At 60.0% G+C, this 13,482-nt stretch carries 14 protein-coding genes (1 of these 14 running past the window's edge); 11 read left to right on the top strand and 3 right to left on the bottom strand.

Annotated elements, in window-relative coordinates; genetic code table 11:
• Nucleotide 1 precedes the first annotated feature (1 nt).
• Both NL116_RS26760 and NL116_RS26755 read right to left on the bottom strand, forming a co-directional pair.
• Nucleotides 2–760, bottom strand: coding sequence for a slipin family protein (locus tag NL116_RS26760; protein ID WP_494374754.1), 759 nt, complete (start codon nt 758–760; stop codon nt 2–4).
• A gap of 2 nt (nt 761–762) precedes the next feature.
• Nucleotides 763–1,296, bottom strand: coding sequence for an NfeD family protein (locus tag NL116_RS26755; RefSeq protein WP_494374753.1), 534 nt, complete (start codon nt 1,294–1,296; stop codon nt 763–765).
• Between the two features lie 198 nt (nt 1,297–1,494).
• Here NL116_RS26755 and NL116_RS26750 point away from each other — a divergent pair, with 198 nt between their 5' ends.
• From NL116_RS26750 to NL116_RS26710, 9 genes are all read left to right on the top strand, one after another.
• Nucleotides 1,495–1,956: an aminoacyl-tRNA deacylase gene (locus NL116_RS26750; RefSeq protein WP_494374752.1), complete on the top strand. Its 462-nt coding sequence runs from the start codon at nt 1,495–1,497 to the stop codon at nt 1,954–1,956.
• Nucleotides 1,957–2,088: 132 nt separating this feature from the next.
• Nucleotides 2,089–2,334, top strand: a complete 246-nt coding sequence (locus NL116_RS26745; RefSeq protein ID WP_494374751.1) for a DUF2789 domain-containing protein — start codon at nt 2,089–2,091, stop codon at nt 2,332–2,334.
• A 158-nt stretch (nt 2,335–2,492) separates the two neighbouring features.
• Nucleotides 2,493–2,921 (top strand): MarR family winged helix-turn-helix transcriptional regulator, encoded by a 429-nt coding sequence (locus NL116_RS26740; protein WP_123436297.1) that lies wholly within the window; start codon nt 2,493–2,495, stop codon nt 2,919–2,921.
• Complete coding sequence (locus tag NL116_RS26735; protein ID WP_494374750.1) at nt 2,918–4,990, top strand: FUSC family protein; 2,073 nt, start codon at nt 2,918–2,920, stop codon at nt 4,988–4,990. The genes NL116_RS26740 and NL116_RS26735 overlap by 4 nt, the downstream gene beginning before the upstream one ends.
• Nucleotides 4,987–5,196, top strand: a complete 210-nt coding sequence (locus NL116_RS26730) for a DUF1656 domain-containing protein (protein ID WP_494374749.1) — start codon at nt 4,987–4,989, stop codon at nt 5,194–5,196. Before NL116_RS26735 ends, NL116_RS26730 begins: the two co-directional genes overlap by 4 nt.
• Nucleotides 5,193–6,080: an efflux RND transporter periplasmic adaptor subunit gene (locus NL116_RS26725; protein ID WP_494374748.1), complete on the top strand. Its 888-nt coding sequence runs from the start codon at nt 5,193–5,195 to the stop codon at nt 6,078–6,080. The genes NL116_RS26730 and NL116_RS26725 overlap by 4 nt, the downstream gene beginning before the upstream one ends.
• Nucleotides 6,077–7,525, top strand: a complete 1,449-nt coding sequence (locus NL116_RS26720; RefSeq protein ID WP_494374747.1) for an efflux transporter outer membrane subunit — start codon at nt 6,077–6,079, stop codon at nt 7,523–7,525. Before NL116_RS26725 ends, NL116_RS26720 begins: the two co-directional genes overlap by 4 nt.
• An 82-nt stretch (nt 7,526–7,607) precedes the next feature.
• The gene (locus NL116_RS26715) at nt 7,608–8,246 is read left to right on the top strand and encodes an NADH:ubiquinone oxidoreductase subunit N (RefSeq protein WP_494374746.1); all 639 of its coding nucleotides are present in this window, start codon (nt 7,608–7,610) and stop codon (nt 8,244–8,246) included.
• Between the two features lie 292 nt (nt 8,247–8,538).
• Nucleotides 8,539–10,047, top strand: coding sequence for a YdgA family protein (locus NL116_RS26710; protein ID WP_494374745.1), 1,509 nt, complete (start codon nt 8,539–8,541; stop codon nt 10,045–10,047).
• 65 nt (nt 10,048–10,112) lie between these two features.
• Here NL116_RS26710 and NL116_RS26705 read toward each other — a convergent pair whose 3' ends face one another.
• Entirely contained in the window at nt 10,113–11,642 is a 1,530-nt protein-coding gene (locus NL116_RS26705) for an FAD-dependent oxidoreductase (RefSeq protein WP_494374744.1), read from the bottom strand.
• A gap of 139 nt (nt 11,643–11,781) precedes the next feature.
• On the opposite strand from NL116_RS26705, the gene NL116_RS26700 reads away from it, so the two are divergent.
• Both NL116_RS26700 and NL116_RS26695 read left to right on the top strand, forming a co-directional pair.
• Nucleotides 11,782–12,342 carry a YbhB/YbcL family Raf kinase inhibitor-like protein gene (locus NL116_RS26700; RefSeq protein ID WP_494374743.1) on the top strand — a complete coding sequence of 187 codons (561 nt, stop codon included), beginning with the start codon at nt 11,782–11,784 and terminating at the stop codon, nt 12,340–12,342.
• An 88-nt stretch (nt 12,343–12,430) separates the two neighbouring features.
• A protein-coding gene (locus NL116_RS26695; protein ID WP_494374742.1) for a vWA domain-containing protein crosses the window boundary here: on the top strand, nt 12,431–13,482 show its 5' portion. The gene runs 652 nt beyond the window's last position; the window shows 1,052 of its 1,704 coding nt (coding positions 1–1,052); it begins with the start codon at nt 12,431–12,433; its stop codon lies off the right edge, out of view.

Raw genomic sequence — 13,482 nt, 5'->3', positions numbered from 1 at the left:
ATCAAGGCTTTGACGACAAATCCGCCATCCCCTTGAGCAGTTCAATTGGCAGCGGGAAGACAATGGTCGAGCTCTTGTCCCCGGCAATCGAGCTCAGCGTCTGCATGTAACGCAACTGCATGGCCCCAGGCTGACGGCCGAGCATTTCCGCGGCCTGCATGAGTTTTTCCGAGGCCTGTAATTCACCTTCGGCGTGGATCACTTTGGCCCGGCGTTCCCGTTCGGCTTCGGCCTGTTTGGCGATGGCGCGGACCATCGATTCATTGAGGTCCACGTGTTTGATCTCGACATTGGCGACCTTGATGCCCCAGGCATCGGTCTGGGCGTCGAGCACTTGCTGGATGTCGATGTTCAGCCGTTCGCGCTCGGCCAGCAGTTCATCGAGCTCATGTTTACCCAGCACAGCCCGCAGGGTGGTCTGTGCCAGTTGGCTGGTGGCTGCCAGAAAGTCTTCGACCTGGATAATCGCTTTCTGTGGATCGAGCACACGGAAATACAGCACCGCGTTGACCTTGACCGAGACGTTGTCGCGAGTGATCACGTCTTGTGGGGGAACGTCGAGGACGATGGTTCGCAGGTCGACACGGACCATTTGCTGGACCACCGGGATCAGCAGGATCAAACCGGGCCCCTTGACCTGCCAGAAGCGTCCAAGCTGGAACACCACGCCGCGCTCGTATTCGCGCAGGATGCGGAAGGTCGCCCCCGCCAGTGCAATCACCAATAGCAGCAGTGCGGCGAAACCTACTTGCAGGCCCATGTCTATTCTCCAACCGGCGCCGCATCAGCCGCGGCCACTTGCAACAGTAATCCTTTGCGCGCCACCACCCGGACGTGTTGCCCCGGCTGCAGCGGTGTCGGGCTTGAAACCTGCCAGCGCTCCCCTTGCAGATGCACCCAGCCGTTGCAGGCATTGTCGGGCAGCAACGACAGGACCGGCGTTACGCTGCCCAGCAGTTCGGCATCGCCGCTGACGTTGCGCCGTGGTCGGGTTTTCAGGGCGCGGATCAGCAAGAAAATCAGCAACAGGGCACTCACCAGCCCCAGGCCGATCATCAAGGGAACAGGTATTTCGGTATTGGTCAGAATCACTGCACCGATCACGAACATCACAATGCCGCCCAAACCGACCACACCGTAGTTGGGCAACGCGGCCTCGGCGATCAGAAAGGCGATGCCGAAGGTAATCAACCAGATCCCGATGGGGTTTGGTGTGAGCAACACAACGGTTTCGGCGGCGAACACCGATCCGCTCAACGCCAACAGCAGCGCAACGGCACAGCAACGAATATTCACGTGACCCTCCGCGAGAGTCATCAGGTGGCTCTGCATACAGTTTAGTTGAGCCTTGGCCTATCTGAATTCTGCTCACTTTACGCTGGCGTCCGATGAGCGGATTTCCCGCCGGAACGCACCGGCAGGCCTAGACTTTCAGTACGAAGAAAAGCATCAACCACCGTCCGCTCCCCATTGTTGCGGACACCGAGGTGCATCATGCGTATGGCAAGAACCGTGCAGAAAAGCCTGGAAACGGCTCACTGCGAATATGACATCGTCACCCATCCCCATTCGGCCAGCAGCCTTGAGACGGCGCGGCTCGCGGGCGTTCCGGCCGAACGGGTGGCCAAGTCGGTCATCCTCGACGATCACCATGGGCATTACCTGATGGCCGTGCTGCCTGCCAGTCGTCACCTGGACCTGAGCAAAGTCCGTAGCAGCGGTGAATGGCAGGTTTCGCGGGAAAGCAATCTGCCGCACCTGTTCGATGATTGCGAACGCGGTGCCGTGCCGGCGCTGGGTGAAGCCTATGGGCTGGATGTGGTCATCGACCCGTTGGTAACCCGGCAGAAAGACATCTATCTGGAAGCCGGCAACCACATCAACCTGCTGCACATGGACATGCCGCAGTTCCTGAAAATGGTGCCGCATGCCGAGGTGCGGGAATTGAGTCAGTGAGTGCTGTGTTTTAAGTGATACCGCCATCTACGGAACGCCGCCCGGAGCAGGCTCGCTCCCACCCTTTGACCGGGTATTTATGTAAGAGCGAGCCTGCTCGCGATTGATTTTTAATGTCTCAAGGAACCCGACATGGAATCCCCAACCCATACCTTACCCAACCTGTTCAAACAACTCGGCCTGGCGGATGACGCCGAGAGCATCGATAAATTCATCGCCACCCACTCACCGCTCAAGCCCGAACTGCACCTTGCAGATGCGTTTTTCTGGAGCAGGAGCCAGGCGCAGTTTTTGCGTGACGATATTTTGGATGATGCGGATTGGGCGGAGGTGGTGGATCAGTTGGATGTGTTGTTGAGGAAGGGGCGGGGTGTGTAGGGGAGCAAGAGTTTATGTTTTTTCAGGTTGTCCATAAGCCGTTAATAGACCAATTTGTTTCAAAACTTGACCACCTTTCCCCCCAAATGCGATATTGATAGTTAGCAAACTAACAGTGTGTGTTTTCCCTCGTGCCGAAGAACCTCGACGCTCTCCAGATGAACATCAGCAGCTCCATGGTGGTGGCCGCCAGGCACTGGCGGAAGATTTGCCAGACCACGCTGGTCAACTATGGAATCTCCGAAGCCTGCGCCGTCCCGTTGTTGATGATCGGGCGCTTGGGCGAGGGTGTGCGTCAGGTGACGGTGGCACAGGCGGCGGGGATGGAGAGTCCGTCTCTGGTGCGTTTGCTCGATCAGTTGTGTCATTCGGGCTACGTCTGCCGGACGGAAGACGCTCATGACCGACGCGCCAAGTGCCTGAGCCTGACCGCCACCGGTCGCGAATTGGTGCAGGCCGTCGAAATCGAGCTGGTGCGTTTGCGCCATGAAGTGCTTGAAGGCATCGACCAAAGCGATCTGGAAGCTACGCTTCGGGTACTGAAAGCCTTTGAAGCGGCGAACGCGCCGTCGGTGGTCAACCCTTGAGCGGATTTTTCAGCGGTATGCCCGCGGCGCGAGACTGGTTCTACGGCGTGCGTACTTTTGCCGCCTCGATGATTGCGTTGTACATCGCCCTGCTCATGCAAATGCCGCGTCCGTATTGGGCGATGGCCACGGTCTACATCGTGTCCAGCCCGTTTGTCGGCCCTACCAGTTCCAAGGCGCTCTACCGCGCCATCGGGACCTTTTTCGGTGCGGCGGCAGCGGTTCTTTTCGTGCCGATGTTTGTCCAGAGTCCCTACGTATTGGTGGTGGTCATCGCGCTGTGGACCGGGACGCTGCTGTTCTTGTCCTTGCACCTGCGTACCGCCAATAACTACGCCTTGATGCTGGCCGGTTACACCTTGCCGCTGATCGCCCTGCCGGTGGTGAACAACCCGCTGGGGGTCTGGGACGTGGCGGAAGCGCGCACTGAGGAAATCTTCCTCGGCATTGCCGTGGCGGCGGTGGTCGGTGCCATGTTCTGGCCTCGAAGGCTGGCGCCGGTGTTCAACGATGCGGTGAGCAAGTGGTTTGCCGATGCCTCCACCTATAGCCTGCGTTTCCTCAGCCGTCAGGTGCAGCCGGACGAAGTCAGCGCGCTGCGCTCCGCCATGGTCACGACCTTCAACACTTTGGAGTTGATGATCGGCCAATTGCCACACGAGGGCGCGCACCGGCAAACCGTGCGCAACACCAAGGAACTGCGTGGGCGGATGATTCACTTGTTGCCGGTGATCGATGCCCTCGACGACGCGCTGTATGCCCTTGAGCGGCGCACGCCCGAGCTGGTGGAAAAATTCGCACCGTTACTGGCGGCCACCACCGAATGGCTCAATCACAAAGACGCTGACCTCGCACGCTGGCAGGCGCTGAAGGATCAGCTTGAAGTGTTGCAACCGTCCGCCGAAGCCCTGAACGATCGCAAACAACTGCTGTTCTCCAACGCGTTGTATCGCCTCGGCGAGTGGATCGACGTGTGGCAAGACTGCCGCAGCCTGCAATACGCCATCCAGTGCGAAAGCCCGAACAGCTGGCGCGCCGTGTATCGCCACTGGCGCCTCGGTCGCCTGTCACCGTTTCTCGACCGTGGGCTGATGCTCTACTCGGCGGCTTCGACGGTCACCGCGATCATCGTTGCCTCAGTGCTGTGGATTCTGCTCGGCTGGACCGATGGAGGCTCGGCGGTGATTCTGGCCGCCGTGTCGTGCAGCTTTTTCGCCTCGATGGATGACCCGGCGCCGCAGATTTACCGGTTCTTCTTCTGGACCGCGATGTCGGTGGTGCTGGCCAGTCTGTACCTGTTTCTGGTGCTGCCCAACCTGCACGATTTCCCGATGCTGGTGCTGGCGTTTGCCGTGCCGTTTATCTGCATCGGCACCCTGACGGTCAAGCCGCAGTTTTACCTGGGCATGCTCCTGACCCTCGTCAACACCTCGTCGTTTATCAGTATTCAGGGCGCCTACGATGCGGATTTCCTCAGTTTCGCCAACTCCAACCTGGCCGGCCCCATCGGGCTATTGTTTGCCTTCATCTGGACCCTGATCGCCCGGCCGTTTGGTGCAGAACTGGCAGCCAAGCGGCTGACCCGCTTCAGTTGGCGCGACATCGTCAATCTCAGCAAACCGGCGAATCTGGCCGAACACCGGCAATTGGGCGTACACGTGCTTGATCGTCTGATGCAGCACTTGCCGCGTCTGGCCATGACTGGCCAGGACACCGGCATTGCGTTGCGTGAGGTGCGTGTGGCGCTGAACGTGCTCGATCTGCTGGCTTACACCCCGCGAGTGGACGGTGTACCGCGCGCGCTGCTGCATCAGGTGGTAGCGGAAGTCGGTGAGTATTTCAGGGCCTGCCTGAAGGCGGATGAGCGTCTGCCGGCCCCCGGTCCGTTGCTGATGACCCTCGACCGCGCCCGCCGGGCACTGGACACGAATTGTGATGAGGATGCCCGTCTGAATTTGTTGCACGCCCTGAGCGGCCTGCGCTTGGCGTTGTTGCCGGGCGTGGAATTCGTAAGCTCGGGCGAACTCGAAGAACCGCTGCCCCATGGCATCGATGGAGCGCCTTTATGATCGGTGATGTGGACATCAGCGGGGTGTTTCTGCCCACGCTGCTGGTATTGATGGGCATTACGTATGTGTTGTTTCTGTTGGTGCACGGGGTGTTGATGCGCTTGCACTTTTACCGTCTGGTCTGGCACCGGGCATTGTTCAACGTGGCCCTCTACGCTTTGCTGCTCGGCGCCGTGGACTCACTCAGTCGATACCTGATGACATGAAAAAACCTTTTTTAACCCTGGGTCGCGTGATGCTGACCCTGTTGATCGTGACCTTTGCCGTCGTCGTGGTCTGGCGCATGGTGATGTATTACATGTTTGCGCCGTGGACCCGCGACGGGCATATCCGTGCCGACATCGTGCAAATCGCTCCGGATGTGTCCGGGCTGATTCAGCAAGTGGACGTGCGCGACAACCAATTGGTGAAACGCGGCCAGGTGTTGTTCAGCATCGATCAGGACCGTTTCAAACTGGCCCTGCGCCAGGCCAAAGCGGCGGTCGCCGACCGTCAGGAAACCCTGGCTCAGGCGCAACGCGAAGCCAAGCGTAACCGTGGCCTGGGCAATCTGGTGCCGGGCGAGCAGCTGGAAGAAAGTCAGTCCCGGGTCGCTCGCGCCGAAGTGGCGTTGATGGAAGCGCAAGTGGCGGTGGACAGCGCCCAGTTGAACCTCGACCGTTCGACCATCCGCAGCCCGGTCGACGGCTACGTCAACGACCGTGCACCGCGTGCGCAGGAATTCGTGACAGCCGGTCGGCCGGTGTTGTCGGTCGTCGACAGCAATTCATTCCACATCGACGGTTATTTCGAAGAAACCAAACTGAACGGCATTCATGTCGGCCAAAGCGTCGACATCCGGGTGATCGGCGACCGTGCGCGGTTGCGCGGTCATGTGGAAAGCATCGTCGCCGGCATCGAAGATCGCGACCGTACGATCGGCAACAACCTGCTGCCCAACGTCAACCCGGCATTCAGCTGGGTGCGCCTGGCACAGCGGATTCCGGTGCGGATTGTCTTTGACGATGTACCGGCAGATTTCCGCATGATCGCCGGGCGAACCGCGACCGTGTCGATCCTCGACGATCAACCGCAGGAGCCGGCGAAATGAGCAAGGCGTCGGGTTTGGCGGTTGCCGGGTTAGGTTTGCTGCTGTCGGCCTGTCAGGTGGTTGGCCCGGATTACCATTTGCCCGACGAAGCGGCTGTCCATCGACCCGATTTGCAGGGCGATCTGGCGGTCGACGGCAAAACGGTGGTGTCCGCACCGGTGCCGGTCGATTGGTGGCGCCTGTACAAGGACCCTAGACTCGACCAGTTGGTGCAACAGGCCATGGCGACCAATACCGATTTGCGCGTTGCGGCGGCCAGTCTGTCGCGGTCCCGGGCTCAGGTCGATGAGGCAGAAGCGGCGGGTGGCTGGAGCGGCGGTGTGAAGATGGGCGCCCAGCGATTGCAGGAGTCTGGCCAAGCGTTCCTGCTTCCGGAAAAAGTGCCGGTGGCCAACGTCGGTGATATCGGCATCAGCGCGTCGTACCAGTTCGATCTGTTTGGCACATTGCAGCGCGGCATCGAAGCGGCCAAGGCCAACGCCGATGCGGCACAGGCAGCGGCCGATACGGCTCGCATCACCGTGGTGGCCGACGTCGTCCGAGCCTACACCCAGGTGTGCGCGGCCAATGAGGAGCGCGAGATTGCCCAGCACTCCCTCGACCTGCAGGCCCAGAGCACCACCCTGATACAGCGCCTGCGCGATGCCGGCCGTGGCGACGAAACCCAAGTCACCCGTTCGCAAACCCAGTTCAAATCCCTGCGCGCCGACATGCCGCGCTATGAGGCCTCGCGTCAGGCAGGGCTGTATCGCCTGTCGATGTTGCTGGCCAAGCCAGTGGATCAACTGCCGGCCGGCACCGCCACCTGCGACGAGTTGCCGAAAATCGCGCAATTGATTCCGGTGGGCGATGGCGCCGCCTTGCTCAGGCGTCGTCCCGATGTGCGGCAGGCCGAGCGCCGGCTGGCGACTGCGACGGCCGGGATTGGCGTCGCCACGGGTGAGCTGTACCCGAACATCAGCATCGGCGCGACCATTGGCACCGTCGGTATCCTCGACGATCTCGGCGACCCGTCCACCAACCGTTGGGGCTTTGGTCCGTCGCTGACCTGGAACGTGCCGACCAACGGCGCCCGGGCACGCATCCGCGAAGCCGAAGCGGTGACCCAGGCGACGCTGGCGCATTTCGATGGAGTGGTGCTCAACGCCATTCGCGAAACCCAGACCAGCCTGGCCCAGTACGCCGCGTTGTTGCAACGTCGTGACGCCCTGGCAGATGCCGAGCAATCGGCAAGACTGGCAGCGGACCAGACGCATCGCTTCTTCCAGGCCGGGCGCGAATCATTCCTGGCGGACCTGCAAGCGACCCGCACCTACACGGATGTCACGGCGCAACTGGCCGCTGCCAACACCCAGGTTGCCGCCAGCCAGATCGATTTGTTCCTCGCTTTGGGCGGCGGTTGGGAAAGCGGACGAACGCAAGGCACGAACACCAGCAAACCCTGAGGCCGTTGCTATGCTTTGATTTGATGGAGTCGCGCGGCGACTTCATCGATCAAGCTCGCGTTGGTCATGGGGATTAAAAATAATGAAAAACCCTTATGCTCCTGGCTTTTGGTGCGCTATTGCAGCGTTGGTTTTGCTGTCGGCCACCTATTTCTACGGCATCATGCTGGCCCACCAGATCGACAAGGCGCTGGTGTTTCTCGACAGCGCTACTGCGCTCATTGCCGTGATGGCAATCGTGGTGGTGGCCTGGGCTTCCATCCAGGGTCAGCGCATCAAAAAAAGACAACTCGAACAAGGCAAGACCCTGGTGCTGATCTGGGACACCAAGGTGGCGCTGCGTCGTGTCGAAACGGTGTTTGACCAATATTTTTGGGGCAGCTACTGGCAACCGGGGCGCACGTTCCAGGAAGTCATGGGCGAGCTCACCGGCACACCGCTGGAAAAAAGCCTCGAAACCTTGAAGAAGCAATGCCTGGCGCTGGACAAACAGGTGTCCGAGGAGGACGGCTGGCACTGGCTCAACAATGCCCGCGAGCTGTCGGACGTCGCTACCAAGATGGCGCGGGAGCGTTATCAGCTGGACGTTTGTGATCCGCGCTCGGAAGTGACCGGCGGGGCGGTGATCAACCGGGACTTTGAGGTGCTGGTGTATACGTGGACGGCACGGCTCAAGAGCTTTGATCATCAGCTGGATGAGATGGAAGTGCAGTATTCCTGATTTGTACTGGCTGGATTGACGCCATCGCGAGCAGGCTTACTCCTGAAAGGGGGCCGTGGATGACACACAACCTTTGTAGGAGTGAGCCTGCTCGCGATGGCGATTTTATATCCGCCGAAACCCTCACGCCCCCGGCGCAGTCCATAGACACTCTTTAACCTTTAAACATTGGGCCGCCCGATGCGCCTAGTGCTAATCTCCACCCCACTTTTAGCGGAGTCGAGCCGCAACCCCTCAAGGGTTCAGGGAAGACGACGACACCTTCAAACAACGGACATTGACTGGGTCATTCATGAATAAATCAGCAGGCGTGCTTCTTGGAATCGTCCTTGCCATCGGTGCAATCAGCGCAGGCGGTGCCTGGTACACCGGGACCAAAATCGAAGGCGTGTTGAATACCTCTATCGCCGATGCCAACAAAGAGCTGAAGGCCGCGCTGGTCGGTTCCAATGGCACGGCCTCGCTGGAACTGGTTTCGCTTGAGCGTCATGTATTCAGCAGCACCGCGCACTACCGCCTCAAGGGCGAAGGCGAGATGTTCGGTGAATCCCCGGTTGAATTGCTCTTCGTCGACCACATCGAACATGGCCCGCTGCCGTTCTCGCGCCTGATCTCGCTGAAATTGTTGCCGGTCATGGCCACCAGTCACTACGAACTGGAACGTACCCCGCTCACCGAGAAATGGTTTGCTGCGGCCAAAGACAAATCGCCGCTCACCGGCGTGGTCAACATCGGTTACGACAACGCCACCAACGGCACTCTCGAATTCTTGCCACTGGACGTCGCGCTGGATGAAAAATCCAACCTGAAATTCTCCGGTCTGAACCTCGAAGTCGCCGCCAGCGCCCAGGCCCAGAAGGTCAAGGCCAACGGCTACATGGACAGTCTGACGCTGACCACCGTGGCTGAAGATCAAACCCCGGTGAAGGTCGAGCTCAATGGCCTGACCATGGCCAGTAACTTGGTAAAAAGCACTTATGGCTACTACACCGGCGAGAACACCCTCGAGCTGACCGACAGCAAATCCACCTTCGGGCCCAAGCAATCAGTGCTGGGTTTGAAGAAGTTTGAAATGAAAAACCAGACGGAGGAATCGGGCACCAGCGCTTCGGGGCGTGCCGATTACAAAGTGGGTGAAGTGTCGGTGAACGGCAAGGCGGTCGGTTCCGCGCAAATGGCCATGAGCCTGAAAAACCTCGATATCCCGGCGACCATGTCGCTGATGCAGGTCTACCAGACCAAACTGCAGCCCTACGAGAAAGCCGCCGCCGAAGCCGCTGCTGCCGGTCAGCCGTCTCCAGAACTGGTCTTGACCCCGGCCGAAGAGGCGCAGGTGAAAACCGGCCTCGAAAAACTGCTGGCGGCCGGCCCGCAGGTGGCGTTGGAAAACCTGTCGTTCAACACCACCAATGGCGAAAGCCGCGCCAACCTGGTGCTCGACCTGACCAAACCACCGACCATGGACCTGCCGCCCGATCAACTGACCCAACAGTTGATTGCACTGCTGGATATCAATGTTCAAGTGTCCAAGCCAATGCTCGTCGACGTGTTCACGGTTCAAAGCCAGCTTGATGGTCAGACCGACGCCAAGCTCATCGCCGACCAGGCGACCGCGACGGCCGACATGTTCGGCAGCATGGCGGTCGGTTCACAATTCGCCACACTGGACGGCAACAACATCGTCAGCAAGTTTCACTACGCCAACAATCAGGTGGTATTCAATGGCCAGAAGATGACCGTTGAAGAGTTTGCAGGCTTCGTGATGAGCAAAATCGGTGGCGGTGGCGAAGTCCAGGAATAAAACCTGGTGTTAAAAACAACGCCCGGCTTTTGTTGCATGCAGAGGTCGGGCGTTTTGCTGTCCAGCTAACCAATGTCCCGAATCAGTTGCCACGCTTCGTCCACTGACAGCGGTTGCTTCATCCTTTCGGCTAGCAGCGCCATGGTCCGTTGCTCGTCGCAGGCAACCGCGGCCGCCACCACGCCGTTCTTGCCGAACAGGCCTATAAAGGGTGGATGGTAGGGATCACCCTTGAACTCGACTTCGTCCCAGGCTTCAGCATGGCCGAGATAGTCGTAGTTCTTGCCGAAGTGCCAGGTCCAGAAATACGGTACGTCGAGGTAATGCTCGTCAGCGCCCAGCATATTCGCGGCGGCGATCCGCGCCTGTTGCTGAGCCAGGCGCCAATGCTCGATACGCTGAGGCTGGCCGTTGAGCGGGAAGGTCGCGATATCGCCGACTGCCCACACCCCGTCGGTGACGCGCATGGCGCTGTCGACCTTCAGCGAGCGGTCTTTTTCCTTGGGCAAATCGGTAAACGGATCGGTTGCGGGAGTGACGCCGATGGCGGCCAGCACCAGATCCGCCGGCAGGCGTTCGCCGTTGTCCAGGCACACCGCTTCGACGTTTTCCGTTCCTTCTATATAGGAGGCTTCGCCTTCGGTGTGAAACACCACGCCATTGGCCACATACAACGCGCGGATCGACTTGCCGACGGTTTCGCCAAATTGTGTGGCGAAGGGGATGGCATGCCGGGCTACGACAGTCACGTCCAACCCGCATGCACGCAGGGCTGAAGCGGACTCCAAGGCTATAAAGCTGTCGCCGATGATCACCGCTCGCTGGCCGGGCTTTGCCGCCTGCAGAATCTGCCGCGCCTGCTCTTTTGAACGCAACAGGAACACTTGCGGCAAATCGGAGCCCTGCAGGGTGAGCGGATTGGGGGTGCCGCCCGTGGCAAGCAGCGCGGCGTCATAGGTCAGCGATCGCCCATCAGTCAGCCGCAGGGTTTTGCTCGACGAATCCAGGCTGGCGACTTCACCGCTGATGCGTTCGATTCGCTGGTCGCGATAAAACGCGTCATCCCTTAGCGGAGGGACTTCTTCGGGAGGCATTTCCCCGGCAATGACAAATTTGCTCAGGACGGTGCGGTCGTAGCCGGCGTCGACTTCGCGGTCGATCAGCAGCACTTGGCCGCCGAAGCCCTTTTCCCGCAGCGCTGCCGCACACGCCGTACCGGCCGCCCCGGCACCGACGATGACAAATGTTCGCTCGTCGTCAGCCGGCGGTGTATGAGCATCGGCTAATGGCTGGTCGTCGACCCAGATCTCGCCATCGCGTACTTCCAGCGGATAGCGCTTGAGACTGTCCAGAGCCGGTGGTTCGCACAATGCCCCGTCCTCAATCCGATACGCCGCTTTGTGCCACGGGCAGATCAAGCGTCCATGGCACAGCGCACCTTCCGCCAGCGGTGCCCCGGCATGCGGGCATTCGCCCTGATAGGCGCGTAATTGATCGCCCACTCGCAACAAAACAATTTTGGTGTCTGCAATCCGGACCTCAAGGCCCCGGTTTTCGGACACATCGGCGAAATGCGCAACGCGGTGCAGTGCCATGACGGCTCTCCTGACAAACGTTTCACTTAAGAGTTTGGCGCTTTACGCGAGGTTCAGCCAATTCCCACTGCCACCGCACGAACGGTACAGCTATAGTTCGCAAGCCGACGACGGCCCTATCCGCACAAGGTGCTCCGGAATGACCCGATTGACCTCTCTGAACCCTTGGCTGGCGGCCGTTGCAGTCGCCCTTTGTGTGCAATTTCCGGCGCAGGCCCAGGAACGTTTCACCCTGAACATCCCCGGTGTCACGGATGACCGGCTGTTTACCTCGGCGGCTGCCAGCGATGCGCCGGGTTGTGGCGGACACAATGCGTCACCGGCGCTGAACTGGAACACCGGGCCGGCGGGGACGCTGAGTTATGCCATCGTCATGCACGACCCGGATGGTCAGAGGGGCCAGGGCGTCGATCATTGGGTGCATTACGGCATCAAAGCCGCCACCCACCAGATCCCGGCCGGTGTCGGGGCAAAATCAGCCCTTGAGGGTGTCGGTGGCACCAACACCAAAGGCACCACGGGTTATATCGGGCCTTGCCCGCCGGTTGGCGACAGCGCGCATCACTACATTATTCAGCTGTATGCGCTGGACCTCGCGCCCGACGCCTTGCCTGCCGGTCTGACACGCGCGCAACTGCTGGAAAAAATCAAAGGTCATGTGCTCAGGAACAGCAGCGTGGTGCGCCGTTACCACCGCTGACATTAATTTTCAGCCGGTTTAACCCGAACCTGAACGGGGGCTCGTCTCAGAGGATGAATGGATCATTTTCCTCTTGAGGTCAGCCCCCATGTCCCTTCCTCTGCATTTTCTCCGCCCGGCCGCCCAGGGTTTCACCACCGGGTTGCTGCTGGCCATTGCCGGTTGCGGCGTTTCCTCCACACCCGATTCCGCGCAAGAGTCGCCACCAGCTCAAAACGAGATGAAGACGGCGGGGGTGGTACGCAGCGAAGCGGCCATGGCGGATACGTCGATGGCCAAACGCAGTGTACGCCCGGCGCCGGTTGCGAGTTTGGCGCCTGAGTCGTTTCCGTCGGGGTATCGGGATGAACAGCGAGAGCAATACCAGACGCTGGCGGACAACCCCGTCCACAGCGTGGCCGAGGCGCCGGTCTCAACCTTCAGCGCCGATGTGGATACTGGCGCCTACGCCAACGTCCGACGGTTACTCAATCAGGGACGCTTGCCCCCCGACGGTGCGGTACGGCTGGAGGAGATGGTCAACTACTTTCCCTACGACTATGCGTTACCCTCCGACGGCTCACCATTCGGGCTGACCACTGAACTGGCACCGTCACCCTGGAACCCGCATACCCGCCTGCTGCGCATCGGCATCAAGGCCTCTGACCGTGCGATAGCGGAACTGGCCCCTGCGAACCTGGTGTTTCTGGTGGACGTGTCCGGTTCAATGGATCGCCGCGAAGGTCTGCCGCTGGTCAAAAGCACCCTGAAATTGCTGGTTGATCAATTGCGCGAACAGGATCGTGTTTCGTTGGTGGTCTACGCTGGCGATTCGCGTGTGGTGCTCGAGCCAACTTCGGGACGCGAAAAGGCGAAAATTCGTACAGCAATCGATCAATTGACTGCCGGCGGTTCGACCGCAGGCGCGTCGGGCATCGAACTGGCCTATCAAATGGCGCAGCAGGCGTTTATTCCCAAGGGGATCAACCGCATTCTGCTGGCCACCGACGGTGACTTCAATGTCGGTATCAGCGACTTCGATAGCCTCAAGCAAATGGCAGTGGATAAACGCAAGACTGGCGTTTCCCTGACAACCCTGGGCTTCGGGGTGGATAACTTCAATGAACACCTGATGGAGCAACTGGCAGACGCGGGCGACGG

The organism is Pseudomonas sp. FBCC-B1667 (genome assembly GCF_059133255.1).
Note: the sequence above shows the minus strand (reverse complement) of the source record. Positions and strands in the feature narration are given on the sequence as shown.